Origin of the sequence: Halomonas sp. KM-1 (assembly GCF_000246875.1) — a bacterium.
In the GTDB taxonomy this organism is placed as follows: domain Bacteria; phylum Pseudomonadota; class Gammaproteobacteria; order Pseudomonadales; family Halomonadaceae; genus Halomonas; species Halomonas aerodenitrificans.
In genome coordinates, this window is sequence record NZ_BAEU01000025.1 from 19,647 (window position 1) to 32,463 (window position 12,817).

Annotated in this window: 13 protein-coding genes; all 13 read left to right on the forward strand. The window is 63.6% G+C overall.

The window, feature by feature from the left end:
- Positions 1-6 precede the first annotated feature (6 nt).
- The 13 genes from B8115_RS02195 to B8115_RS02255 all read left to right on the forward strand — a co-directional run bounded on the left by B8115_RS02195 (position 7) and on the right by B8115_RS02255 (position 12,800).
- Positions 7-1,215, forward strand: a complete 1,209-nt coding sequence (locus B8115_RS02195) for an NAD(P)/FAD-dependent oxidoreductase (protein ID WP_010626106.1) — start codon at positions 7-9, stop codon at positions 1,213-1,215.
- Between the two features lie 93 nt (positions 1,216-1,308).
- Positions 1,309-1,536, forward strand: a complete 228-nt coding sequence (locus B8115_RS02200; protein WP_010626107.1) for a DUF2798 domain-containing protein — start codon at positions 1,309-1,311, stop codon at positions 1,534-1,536.
- 197 nt (positions 1,537-1,733) lie between these two features.
- Positions 1,734-2,864, forward strand: a complete 1,131-nt coding sequence (locus tag B8115_RS02205) for an FAD-dependent monooxygenase (RefSeq protein ID WP_010626108.1) — start codon at positions 1,734-1,736, stop codon at positions 2,862-2,864.
- A 52-nt stretch (positions 2,865-2,916) separates the two neighbouring features.
- Complete coding sequence (gene dctP / locus B8115_RS02210; RefSeq protein WP_010626109.1) at positions 2,917-3,897, forward strand: TRAP transporter substrate-binding protein DctP; 981 nt, start codon at positions 2,917-2,919, stop codon at positions 3,895-3,897.
- A gap of 134 nt (positions 3,898-4,031) precedes the next feature.
- Entirely contained in the window at positions 4,032-4,544 is a 513-nt protein-coding gene (locus B8115_RS02215; RefSeq protein ID WP_010626110.1) for a TRAP transporter small permease, read from the forward strand.
- Between the two features lie 24 nt (positions 4,545-4,568).
- The gene (locus tag B8115_RS02220; RefSeq protein WP_010626111.1) at positions 4,569-5,885 is read left to right on the forward strand and encodes a TRAP transporter large permease subunit; all 1,317 of its coding nucleotides are present in this window, start codon (positions 4,569-4,571) and stop codon (positions 5,883-5,885) included.
- Positions 5,886-5,906: 21 nt separating this feature from the next.
- A complete protein-coding gene (locus B8115_RS02225; protein WP_010626112.1) occupies positions 5,907-7,475 on the forward strand; it encodes a sulfatase in 1,569 nt (522 codons plus the stop codon).
- Positions 7,476-7,742: 267 nt separating this feature from the next.
- Positions 7,743-8,543 carry an IclR family transcriptional regulator gene (locus B8115_RS02230; protein WP_010626113.1) on the forward strand — a complete coding sequence of 267 codons (801 nt, stop codon included), beginning with the start codon at positions 7,743-7,745 and terminating at the stop codon, positions 8,541-8,543.
- 96 nt (positions 8,544-8,639) lie between these two features.
- Complete coding sequence (locus B8115_RS02235) at positions 8,640-9,557, forward strand: VOC family protein (RefSeq protein WP_010626114.1); 918 nt, start codon at positions 8,640-8,642, stop codon at positions 9,555-9,557.
- A 248-nt stretch (positions 9,558-9,805) separates the two neighbouring features.
- Positions 9,806-10,327: a cupin domain-containing protein gene (locus tag B8115_RS02240; RefSeq protein WP_010626115.1), complete on the forward strand. Its 522-nt coding sequence runs from the start codon at positions 9,806-9,808 to the stop codon at positions 10,325-10,327.
- Positions 10,328-10,338: 11 nt separating this feature from the next.
- Positions 10,339-11,178 carry an alpha/beta fold hydrolase gene (locus tag B8115_RS02245; protein WP_010626116.1) on the forward strand — a complete coding sequence of 280 codons (840 nt, stop codon included), beginning with the start codon at positions 10,339-10,341 and terminating at the stop codon, positions 11,176-11,178.
- 9 nt (positions 11,179-11,187) lie between these two features.
- Positions 11,188-11,982 (forward strand): SDR family oxidoreductase, encoded by a 795-nt coding sequence (locus B8115_RS02250; protein WP_010626117.1) that lies wholly within the window; start codon positions 11,188-11,190, stop codon positions 11,980-11,982.
- A 20-nt stretch (positions 11,983-12,002) separates the two neighbouring features.
- Entirely contained in the window at positions 12,003-12,800 is a 798-nt protein-coding gene (locus tag B8115_RS02255; RefSeq protein WP_010626118.1) for an aspartate dehydrogenase, read from the forward strand.
- Positions 12,801-12,817 lie beyond the last annotated feature (17 nt).

Sequence of the window (12,817 nt, forward strand, 5' to 3'; positions counted from 1 at the left end):
ATCATCATGTCCAGCAAGGAGATCTCCCATATTGTGGTGATCGGCGGTGGTCAGGCCGGCGGTTATGCCTGCAAGGCGCTGCGCAGCGAAGGCTATAGCGGACGCCTGACGGTAGTGGCGGACGAACCCCACGACTTCTACGAACGACCGCCGCTGTCCAAGGGGGTGGTCACCGGAGGTGAGCCGCTGCCGCGGCTCTTCTCCGAGGAGAGCCTGGCCGCCATGGCGATCGAGTGGCAACGCCCCAAGCGGGCCACGGCCATCGACCGTCAGGCCCGTGAAGTGCTGCTCAGCGACGACCAGCGTCTGCCCTATGACCGCTTGCTGATCGCCACCGGCAGCCGGCCACGACTGCCGGTGCCCGAGTGGGGCGAAATCCCCGGGGTCATGACGCTGCGCTCCTGGGAGGACGCCCAGCGGCTCAAGGCCAGGCTCGAGACGAGTCGCCGCCTGGGAGTGATCGGTGGTGGGTGGATCGGTCTGGAGGTCGCCTCAAGCGCCCGCAAGCTGGGTCTCGAGGTGGTGGTCTTCGAGCGTCAGCAGCGGCTCTGCGAGCGCAGTGTGGGTGCCGAGGTTTCGACCGGTCTGGCCGAGCTGCATCACGGCCATGGTGTCGACTTGCAGCTGGGTTGCCAGCAGCTGGCGCTATTCGAGCAGACCGATGGCCGGGTGGCGATAGAGGCCGACGGCAACGCCTTCGAGCCGTTCGATCTGGTAGTGGTGGGCACCGGGGTGAGCTTCAATCTGGAGCTGGCACGGGAGGCCGGTCTGGCCATCGAGCAGGGCATCGTGGTGGATGCCGGCGGTCGTACCTCCGACCCCTATATCTTCGCCGCCGGTGATGTGGCCCAGCACCCTCAGCTGGGGCTCTGTTTGCAGTCCTGGTCCTATGCCCAGAATCAGGCACGGGTGGTCGCCGAGACGATGCTGGGCCTGGAAGCTCACTACGACGAGCCCGCCTGGCTGTGGTCCGATCAGCACGGCGTGAATATTCAGATCCTCGGCGTTCCGCGCCCCGGGCTGCAGGCAGTGGTTCGCCACGAGCAGCAGGGGCCGGTGTTCTGTTATCTGGACGAGGCGAGCCGGCTGGTGCAGATGGTGGCCTTCGACCAGCCCCGGGCGATCAAGCTGGGCAAGCGCTGGATCGCTACCCAGCGGGCGTTGGAGCCGGCTCAGCTGGCCGATCCCGCCTTCAACCTGATGACGCTGCGTTGAGGCAGGGGCGATGCCCGGCATCGCCCCTTCGTGGTCAAGCTGCGGGGCTTCACTAGCGTAACCTCGGGGTCTGCAGCCCGCTTGGAGCCGCTCATGCTGTTTCCATCCCGCTACTCTTCCCTGGTGGTCTCGGTACTGATGACCACCTACATGGCAGGCCTGATGACGCTGGCCATAACCTTGGTCAATACCGGTTTCGACAGCGGCTTTCTCGTGCGCTGGGCCAAGGCCTTCCTGATTTCATGGCCCATCGCTTTCTCCCTCATCACCATTGGTCGACCGCTGGTGCTGCGCCTGGCCGAGAAGTTGATTCGTCACTGAAGATTGCGGCCGTCTCCACGGCATCCGGCTTTGTCGCTCACGGATGGCCCAAGCCTCTTCTTGCCGCAGAAAGGAGGAGTGAACGTTGGACTCACGTTGGGTTTGACAAACTGAAAAGGTGGGCCTAGAGTCTAGATATCAAATAATAAACTCTGTTTCATATGTTAAAACAGCAAGAGCCAAGAGTCGGGTGGGGTATGACAAAACTAACGATAGGTATCTGTGGTGGTGGCGTCGGTGGCCTGTGTGCCGCCATCGCGTTGCGCGAGGCCGGCCATGAGGCGATCGTCTTCGAGCAGGCCCGGCAATTTCTACGTATCGGGGCTGACGTCAATCTGACGCCCAACGCGGTGCGGGCCCTTGACCGGCTGGGCGTGGGCGACGTCCTGCGCGAGACGGCAGCGCGCCCCACGCATCGCCTGAGTCGGACCTGGGACAGCGGTGAAGTCACCTCGAAGCTGCCCATGAGCGATGCCGCCGAGGCCCGCTATGGCGCGCCCCAACTGACCATTCACCGCGGCGATCTGCTCAAGGCCCTGGAAGCGAAGCTGCCGGAAGCGGCAATTCGCCTGGGCAGCAAGGTGGCCCGTGTGGAAGCCGAGGGGAAGCGCCCTGTCATTCATTTCGAGGACGGTAGCCAGGAGAGCGTCGACGTGGTGATCGGTGCCGATGGCATTCATTCCGCAGTGCGACGCTCGCTGTTCGGCGAGGACCGCCCCGAGTTCACCGGCCTGGTCTCCTACCGGGCGGTGGTGCCGCGCTCGGCGGTACCCGAGGTGGAGAACCTCGATGCCTTCACCAAATGGTGGGGTGCCACTGCCGACAGCCAGGTGGTGGTCTTCCCCCTGACCCGCGGCGAGGAGGTTTTCATCTTCGCCACCACGCCCCAGGAAGGTTGGCGTGAGGAGTCCTGGACCCTGCCCGGCGATGTCGAGGAGCTGCGCGAGGTCTACAAGGGCTTCCATCCCGACGTCCGTGCGCTGCTGGCCGCCTGCGATAGCGTCACCAAGTCGGCGCTCTACGTACGTGAGCCCATGACGCAGTGGTCCCAGGGACAAGTGACCATCCTCGGCGATGCCGCCCACCCCATGGTGCCTTTCATGGCCCAAGGGGCCTGTATGGCCATCGAGGATGCCGTGGTGCTGTCGCGCTGCTTGGCCGACGCCGATCCCGAGCGGATACCGGTGGCCCTGACCCGCTACGAAAATGCCCGCAAGGAGCGTACCGCCAAGGTGCAGCGCGGCTCCCGTGCCAACGACTGGCTGAAGGGCGAAGGCAATGCCGACTGGGTCTACGGCTACGATGCCTGGGGCGTAGCCCTGGACTGACCCTTCCTTCGCCATCAATGATCTCCATCACAACCACAAGAGCTTAACAGCCATGAAAACCTTTACCCTGACGAAGCTTGCCGCTGGCCTGATGCTGGCCGGTCTCTCTCTCTCCGTTGCTGCCGATGAAGTTCGCTTCAACGTGGTGACTTTCACTCCCAAGACCGCGGCGGTCTCCGCCGGCTTCGAGAAGTTCATCGCCGCGGTCAACGAGGAATTCGAGGGGCGGCTCTTCCTTGACTGGCGCGGTGGCCCCGAAGTGATGCCGCCATTCCGTCTGGCCGATGCGGTGCGCAACAACTCCATCGACATGGCGCTGCTCAGCCCCAGCTACTATTCCGGGCTGGTACCGTCTTCCACCACCTCCAACCTGTCGTTCAAGAACTACGAAGAGATTCTCGAGAGCGGCTTCTATGACCGCATGACTGAGATCCACGCCGAGCGCGGCCTCAACTATTTGGGTGAGATTCCCGCCTCCGACGTGCAGTTCTTCCTGTTCTTCAAGAACCGTATCGATGGCCTGGATGATCTGCGCGGCAAGCGCATCCGGGTCTTCCCCACCGGCCTGCCGTTTATCGAGGCACTGGGTGCCAATGGCCTGGTACTGCCCATCGGGGAGATCTATACCGCCATTGAGCGCGGCGCCATCGACGGTTTCATGCAGGGCAACCTCGGCTGGGCCGAGCAGTACGAAGACGTGGTCAACTATTACCTCACCCCGTCCTTCTACCGTGCCGGCTTCAGCATCCTGGTCAGCGACCGCGCCCTGGGGCGCCTTTCCGATGATCTGCGTGAAGAGCTGTCCGATTACGTGCGCCATACCCTTGGCCCCGAGCTTGATCGCAGTTGGGGCGATGTCATCGCCGCCGGTTATGCCGAGGTGGAAGCTGCCGGCTTCGAGGAGATCGCTCTGGAGAGCGAAGAAGCCGACCGCTATCTGCAACTGGCCATCGACACCGCCTGGGAGCATATGGCAGGCCAGATCGGTAACGATGAGCTGACCGCCGAACTGCGGGCCATGCTGGTCGACTGAACCGTTCTCCATGGTAGTGCGCCCCGGGGCCGGGGCGCATCGAGCCTCTCCCCTCCGGACGATACGCCATGCAACGGTCATATCCCCAAGACAAGCCGTATCCAACGCACTTCCTTACTCTCAGGTGGTTCGATATGCGCCAACCACATTCTCTCGGCAAGTCCCTGCTTATCCTTCTGATGCGGGGCCTGAGCCGCCTGAACTTCCTGCTGGCGGTCATCAGCGCAGTGGTGCTGGTGGCTGCTACCGGCGCCGTCTTCGCCGAGATCATGTCGCGCCTGTTGTTCGGCAAGTCGTTGCTCTGGGTGGTGGAGCTAAGTGGCTATGCGCTGCTCTACATGACCTTCCTCGGGGCGCCCTACCTGCTGGAGAAGAACCGCCATGTGGCCATCGACATCGTCACCGAGAACCTGCACCCGCGCTGGCGGGTACCGCTCGGGTGCGCGATGTCGCTGTTGGGTGCAGCGGTCTGCTTCTACGCGACTTGGTACGGACTGGCAGTGACGCTCGACCAGTATCAGTTCGGTACCCGCGAGACCACCGTTCTGGCGCCCCACAGTTATCTGCTCACCTGGGTCTTTCCGCTCGGCATGTTCCTGGTCGCCATTCAGTTCGTGGCCCAGGCGCTGGCCTGCCTGAAGCGCTGACCTCGCCCCACTCTGGAGATAGTTATGGAATGGTGGCTGACGCTATCGCTCATTCTCGGTGCCCTGCTGACGTTGATGATGCTGGGCTTGCCGGTGGCCTTTTCCTTCTTGGCGGTCAACCTGGTGGGGGCCTATCTGTTTCTCGGCGGCACTTCGGGTATAGAACAGCTGGTGATCAATACCACCGATGCGCTGACCAGCTTCACCCTGGTCCCCATCGCCATGTTCATGATCATGGGTGAAGTGATGTTTCGCTCCGGCATCGCCAACGACCTGATGGATACCCTTGACAAGTGGTTCGGTCGGCTGCGCGGTCGGCTGGCCTACATGGCGGTGGGTGGCGGCGTGCTCTTCTCCACCCTCACCGGCAACAGCATGGGTTCCATCGCGCTGCTGGGCTCTAGCCTGACCCCGGAAATGGAAAAGCGCGGCTACAAGAAGGCCATGTCACTGGGACCCATCATTGGCTCTGCGGGGCTGGCCATCATGATTCCACCCAGCGCGCTGGCGGTGGTCTTGGGCGTGGTGGCGGAGATATCGATCGGCCGACTGCTGATCGCCATCATCGTTCCCGGGCTGCTGATGGCAGTGCTCTATGCTGTCTATATCTGGGCGCGCTGCACCCTCCAGCCCGACGTGGCGCCCTCCTTCGACGTGGCGCCTACGCCTCTCAAGGCCAAGGTCACCGCGGGTATCCGTAATATCTTGCCCATCGGGTTCATCGTCTTTGCCGTGGTCGGGGTGATCTTCCTCGGCCTGGCCACGCCCACCGAGGCAGCCGCCTCCGGGGCGGTGGCCACCATCCTGCTGGCCCTGTTCAAGCGCCGCCTGACGGTGGATAACTTCTCCCGCTCGATGTTCGAGAGCGCCAACATCTCGGTGATGGTACTGCTGATCGTTGCCGGCGCGGTGGCTTTCAGCCAACTGCTGGCCTTTACCGGTACCACCTTCGGGTTGATGGATGCGGTGATGAACCTGCCGGTCAACGACCACATGATCGTGCTGGCCATGGTCTTCACCGTGGTGCTGCTCGGCATGTTCATGGGGCCGCTGCCGATCATGCTGATTACGCTGCCGATCTTCGTGCCGGTAGTGGATCAACTCGGCTTCGACACAATCTGGTTCGCAGTGCTCTTCCTGCTCGCCATAGAGACCGGCTCCACCTCGCCTCCGCTGGGCGCGGCGCTGTTCGTGATGAAGGCGGTGGCGCCGGAGGGCACCACCATGGGCAGCATCTACAAGGCCGCCATTCCCTTCCTGATTTGCGACTTCCTGGCAATCGGCATCATCTTCGCCTTCCCGCAGATCGTCACCGGGCCGGTGAGCTGGATGTTCGGCTAAATGCCCAGGAGAGGAATTGTCATGCGACGTCCCAATTTCGTGCTCTTCATCACCGACCAGCAGCGTGCCGACCATCTAGGCTGCTACGGTAACCCGACGCTGCGAACGCCGCATCTCGACGCCCTGGCGTCACGTGGGGTGCACTTCACCCGCTTCCACGTGGCCACGCCAATATGCCAGCCCAACCGGGCGGCGCTGGTCACCGGGCAGATGCCTTCGGTCAACGGGGTGCGCCAGAACGGCATCCCCCTGGGGCTCGACAGCCTCACCTTCGCCGAGGTGCTGCGTCAGGCCGGTTACCGTACCGGTTATGTCGGCAAGGCTCACTTCCAGAACGTCACGGACATCCCGGCGCCGCCCCGTACCCTGGGAGGAGTGGGCGAGGCACCGCCGGCGGAAACGACCCTGGCTCGACGCCACCAGCGCGAAGGACCCGACTATGGCTGGGAGGTGCGTCGCCGCTGGGTTGAGCAGCCCGGCCTATCTCTCCCGACGCCCTACTATGGCTTCGAGCACGTGCGGTTGTGTATCGGCCATGGTGATCTGGTGGACGGTCACTACACCGCCTGGCTTCACGAGCGACATCCTGACCCAGCGTCGCTGCGAGGGCCTGCCAATGCTCTGCCGTCTAGCGTTACGGCGCCCCAGTGCTGGCGCACGGCAGTGCCCGAGGCGCTCTATCCGACCACATACGTGAAAGTGCAGGCTTGCGACTTCCTGGCCGCGCAGGACGCCCAGACCCCCTTCGTGCTGGTGGTCTCCTTTCCCGACCCCCATCACCCCTTTACCCCGCCGGGGCGTTACTGGTCCTTGTACGACCCCGACGAAGTCGAGCTGCCGAATTCCTTCCATCATCCGGTGAAGGCGATACGAGGCATCCCCGCTCCGGCCCTGGAGGCTTATCGCTGGGGCAGTGAGGATCCCGAGAGCCACTGGCCTTTCGCGGTGAGCGAGCGCCAGGCGCGGGAGATCATCGCCCTGAACTACGGCAGCATCAGCATGGTCGACGATGCCGTGGGTGAGGTGCTGGCCGCTCTGGCGGCACAGGGCCTCGCCGACGACACCGTGGTGGCCTTCACTTCCGATCACGGCGATTACATGGGCGATCACGGCTGCATGCTGAAGATGGGCCTTCACTTTCAGAGCGTGCTGCGGGTGCCGTTGATCTGGCACGACCCACAGGATGCGAAGAGGCGGGGTGTCTCCACGCGTCTGGGCAGTGCCATCGATCTGGCGCCGACGTTGCTGCAGCGGGCTGGTTTGCGTGTCCCGATCGGCATGCAAGGCCAGGACCTGTTCGGCACGATGCCGGCGGCGGACGTTCTGGTGGAAGACCCCGGCATTCAGGTATTTCGCGATAGCGAGGCGTGTTCCAGCATCGTCAGCCTAGTCACCGAGCGCTGGCGGCTGAGCCTCTTCGAGGGGCATGAGGGTGGCGAGCTCTACGATCTCGAGACCGATCCCGACGAACTCGACAACCGTTGGGACGACCCGGTTTGCCGCGAGACCAGACTCGAGTTGCAGCATCGCCTGGGACAACGGCTCGTTGCCCTGCGCGACCGCAGCCTGGTGGCGACCGCACGCGCTTGAATGGTGCCGGACTCATCGCATTTTCCTTACTTTTTAATTATTAAATATCAGTAAGTTAGGTTTGTTTCTTCAGAGAGAAATAGGTCCTTGACAAGCTCTGGAGGAGTGGCCTATCTTGATCGTATCAAATAAGAAATCTAGTTTCATATATTAAAAGAGAAGCATTGCTCTCCCAGGGTCGAGCCCTGACAATCGCGATGGAATGCTGATGGGCATAGGCAGGGGTATGCTGAAGCCTGGAACGACCCACACCGGAGAGGACGCCCTATGAATGACAAAGATGCACGTAAATATCTGATTCCCGGCCTGGAGCGCGGCCTGACCATCTTGATGGAGCTGAGCCGTAGCCATCGCGAGATGAGCTTCGCCGAGATCGCCAAGCGAGTGGACATTCCCAAGGCCACTGCCTACCGGGCGATCCAGACCCTCGAGTACATGGGGTTTCTGCGGCGTCATCCCACCACGGGGCTCTACTCCCTGGGGGTCAACGTGTTGCGTTTGGGTTTCGAGTACGTCGCCTCCCTGGACGTAGTCCAGGTGGGCCAGCCGGTGATCGAGTCGCTGCGCGATGCCACCGGCTGCTCTAGCCATATCGCCATTCGCGATGGCCAGGACGTCATCTATGTGGCCAGGGTCAGTGCCGCCAACGCCACCATTCGACGCGTCAGCGTCGGCACCCGACTGCCGGTGCACCGTACCTCCCTGGGGCGCATGCTGCTGACCGGCCTGAGCCGAGCGGAGTTCGAGGAGCTCTATCCCGACGAGGCGTTGCCCGATACCCAACCGGGGGCACCGGCCAGCCGGGAGGCATTGTGGAGACTGGTTCAGGAGGATCGTAGCCGTGGCTATGTGATCGCCGAATCCTTCTTCCAGCTTGGCATCTCCTCCATCGTGTACCCCATCTACAACGCCGATGGGGATATCGATGCGGTAGTGAGCATCATGGTGCCGGTGCATGAGATCCCGGCCGATGAGCGTGAACGGTTACGCAGTTCGGTGGAGGGCGCGGCAGAGACGATCTCCGGGCTGCTTGGCTACCGCAGCACCACCGAGCGCCAGGGCACCTAGCCCTGGTTAAAGCCGGCACTGCCGGCAGGCATGCCCCCGCCTTTCTGTGTGGGCCCAGCAGCAGACAACGGCGTCCCGTAGACGCAGGAGTGAGACATGAGCATCGTTGGTATCGAAGCCCTGGATTTCGGCGTCGAGGATCTGGAGGTCGGCAAGCGGTTCGTGACCGATTTCGGATTGTCGCAGGTGAGCGATACGGCTTTTGAAACCCTCAATGGCGCACGCCTGAACCTGGCGCCGATTGACGACCCTGCGCTGCCGCCGGCCTTCGAGTCGGGATCGACCCTGCGCCGCATGACCTGGGGAGCCGCCGACTCTGCGGCCTTGGAGGCACTGAAGACACGGCTCGCCGACCAGCCCGGCTTCGTGGATCGCGGCGATCATATCGAGTGTCAGGATCCCAATGGAATGACAGTGGCCATCCGCGTCGACTCCCTGCGTGAGGTCGAGCTCGACGTTACCCCGATCAACCAGTACGGCGACATGCGCCGTGTCGACCAACCGAGTCCGGTCTACGAGCGGGCGACCCCGGTTGGCATCGGTCATGCGGTGTTCTTCGTCGACGATCTCGAGGCCACTGAGGCGTTCTACCGTGACAGGTTGGGCTTCGCCGTCTCCGATCGCTACACCGACCGTGCCGTCTTTCTGCGTATGCAGGCCCGCGGCGGGCATCACAACCTCTTCCTGCTCAAGCTGCCCCACCGTGGCGCCGGCCTCAATCATGTGGCCTTCACCGTGCGCGACATTCACGAGGTGATCGGCGGCGGTCTGGCCATGAACCGCAAGCAGTGGAGCACGTTCCTGGGGCCGGGGCGGCACCCGATCTCCTCGGCCTATTTCTGGTACGTCAATAGCCCCCTGGGTGGAGCCTTCGAGTACTACACCAATGAGGACTACCTCACCGAAGCTTGGGAGCCGCGTGAGATGCAGCACTCGCTGGAATCTTTCACCGAGTGGGCCGTGGAAGGTGGAATCGATGCCGAGACTCGTCGGCAAAAGAAAGCCGAGGCATGACCCGTGGCGATAAAACATCGCCTGAACGATCGCCAAGAGGAAAACAGAGATAAATAAAGTCTGAGATAAACGCGACGACACCTCCCGTTTAACGAGTTCGTTTAAGCGAGTTCGATACCGAAGGAAAAGTGCCCACGAGATGCCCAAAACCGGCGTCCAGGGATCGCTTTGTCTCGATTTGCCCAGAAAGCGCAGTTTAAAGCGCTTGTGATGCAGCTGGAATGCGACCAAGAAGAGAGGAAATCACGATGAACGTCATGCTGGAAACATGGAAAAAGCCTGAAGGCACCACTTTCGAAGAGTGGATGCAGACGCGTATTGCGCGTTTCAAAGGGCGCAAGTACGACTGGGATGCACTGAAGTTCCAGGCCGATTACGACCCCAAGTATCGCCGTGCCCAGATGCGCTATATCGGCACCGGTGCCACCGGGGTCAAGGATGATACCAATACCATTCCCGCCGAGCACTTTACCTTCTCGACCATGGTATTGCCCGCCAAGTGCGAAGGGCCTCTACACGTGCACGACGACGTGGAAGAAGTCTTCTTCGTGCTCAAGGGCACCATCACTCTCTTTCTCAAGGATGGCGACGACTATATGGAAACCGTGCTCGAGGAGCGCGATGTGATTTCCATTCCGCCGCGCATCTACCGGGGCTTGTTCAATCATGGTGAGGAAGAGGCGCTGATGTGCGTGATGCTGGGTACGCACAAGCCGCAGATCCCCACCTACCCGGAGGATCATCCTCTGTCCAAGGTCAAACGCAACTAAGGAGGTCGGCCGTGGATGCCAAACGCCTGCAGTTGGACGGCGCTGTGCAGTGCTACCGGGAGCGGAGCCATGGGGCGTCGGGCAAGGCCCCGACGCTGGTGCTGCTGCACGGTATCAGCTCCGGCGCCGGCTCCTGGGCGAAGCTCGCCGAGCAGCTGCCTGGCTATCGTCTGCTGGCCTGGGATGCCCCGGGCTATGGCGACAGCCAGCCCCTGGCGGGTGAGGCTCCCACCGCTGCCGACTATGCCGCACGCCTGGAAACCTGGCTGGCAGCGCTTGGCATCGAGCGTTGCGTGCTGGTGGGTCACTCCCTGGGCGCCATGATGGCCTCCGCCTACCTGGCTGCCCATCCGGGGCGCTTGGCCGGGGTGGTGCTGGCCGATCCGGCCCAGGGCTACGGCGATGCCGAGGCGGCCAAGCGCGACGAGGTCTATCGCAGCCGCTGGACCCAGCTTGAGGCTCAGGGCCATGCCGCCTACGCCCGGGCCAGGGCGCCGCGGCTGCTGCGCGAGGGCGCCGACACGACGGACATCGCCCGGGTCGAGGCGGAGATGCAAAAGCTCCATGTGGCGGGCTTCGCCCAGGCCGGCTGGATGCTTGCCAATGACACCCTGGCCCGCTACCTGCCGGCGACACCGGAGGTACCGACCCTGGTGGTATGTGGCGACGAGGATCGTATCACTCCGCCCGAGGATGCCCACGCCCTGGCCGTCCGCTTGGGGGCGCCCTATGGCGGCATCCCGCGGGCCGGTCACGCCAGCTATATCGACGCCCCCGAGGCCTTCGCCCGGGCCCTGGACGACTTCTCTCGCTCGTTGCTCGGCGCCGCCGACGCGTCAGAGACCCCTTAGGAGATTGCCATGAGCTTTCTGATCGAACGACGTGTCGCCGTGGTCACCGGCGGTTCCTCGGGCATCGGCCTGGAGACCGTGCGCCTGCTGCTGGCCGAAGGGGCACGGGTGGCCTTCTGCGGTCGCAATGGCGAGCGCCTGGCCGCCGCCGAGGCTGAGCTGCGAGAAGCGTTTCCCGCAGCCGAGCTGCTGACCAAAGCGTGCGACGTGCTCGACGAGGCTTCCTGCGCTGACTTCGCCGTCGCGGTGGCCGAGCGCTTCGGTGGCGCCGACATGCTCATCGCCAACGCTGGTCAGGGCTACGTGGCGCACTACGACGACACCCCCCGAGAGGCCTGGCTGGCCGAAGCCAACCTCAAGCTGTTCGGGGTGATCAATCCGCTGAACGCATTCCGTACCCAGCTCGCCGCCTCCGATATCGGCTCGCTGACCTGCGTCAACTCCTTGCTGGCGCTGCAGCCGGAGCCCCACATGATCGCCACCTCGGCGGCACGCGCGGCCCTGCTCAACATGACCCATTCGCTCGCCCACGAGCTGATCGACGAGGGCATCCGGGTCAATTCCATTTTGCTCGGCATGGTGGAGTCGGGTCAGTGGCGGCGGCGCTTTGAGGCTCGCGACGACAAGTCGCTGGGCTGGGAGGAGTGGGTCGCCGGTATTGCCGTCAAGCGCGGCATACCGATGAAGCGCCTGGGGCGCCCCGAGGAGCCGGCCCGTGCGCTGGTGTTCCTGGCCTCGCCCATGGCTTCTTTCACCACCGGCGCCGCTCTGGATGTGTCCGGCGGCTTCAATCACCACCTCTGACCCCCGAGGACACCACCGCAATGACGACCAAACGCTTGATGATCATCGGCTATGGGGCCATGGCCCAGGAAGTGCACCGCCTGCTGCCGGCGGGCCTGGAGCTGGCCTGGGTGGTGGTGCCCGAGTCCCAGGTGACCCTCACTCGCGAGCGGCTGGATGCAGGTGTCGAGGTGTTGACCTCGGTTGCCCAGTGCGAGGAGCGCCCCGAGCTGGTGGTGGAGTGCGCCGGCCAGCCAGGCCTCGCCGAGCACGGTGAAGCGGTGCTTGCCCGCGGCTTGACCCTGGCCATCGTGGCCACTGGTGCCTTGGCCGACGAGGGGCTCTACGGCCGCCTGCGTCAGGCCGCCGAGGCGGGCAGCGGGCGCATGCTGGTGCTCTCCGGTGCCGTGGCAGGTATGGACGGCCTGGCCGCCGCCCGTGAGGGCGGGCTGGAGAGCGTCACCTATGAGGCCTGCAAGGCACCGCGCAGTTGGAAAGGCAGCCACGCCGAGCAACTGGTGGACCTCGACGCCCTCCGCGAGGCGACGGTCTTCTACGAGGGTACTGCCGGCGAGGCGGCGCGCCTCTTCCCGGCCAACGCAAACGTGGCGGCGACCATCGCCCTGGCCGGCATCGGTATGCAGGCCACTACCGTACGTCTCACCGCCGACCCGGCGGCGACCCGCAATACCCACCGTATCCATGTCAAGGGGCGCTTCGGCGAGTTTCGCATCGAGCTCAACGGCCGCCCCCTGGAACACAACCCCAAGACTTCGATGCTCGCCGCCCTGTCGGTGGTTCGCGCCTGTCGCCAGGTGCTGGACCCGGTGACGGTGTGAGTGAAAGGAGCAAGACG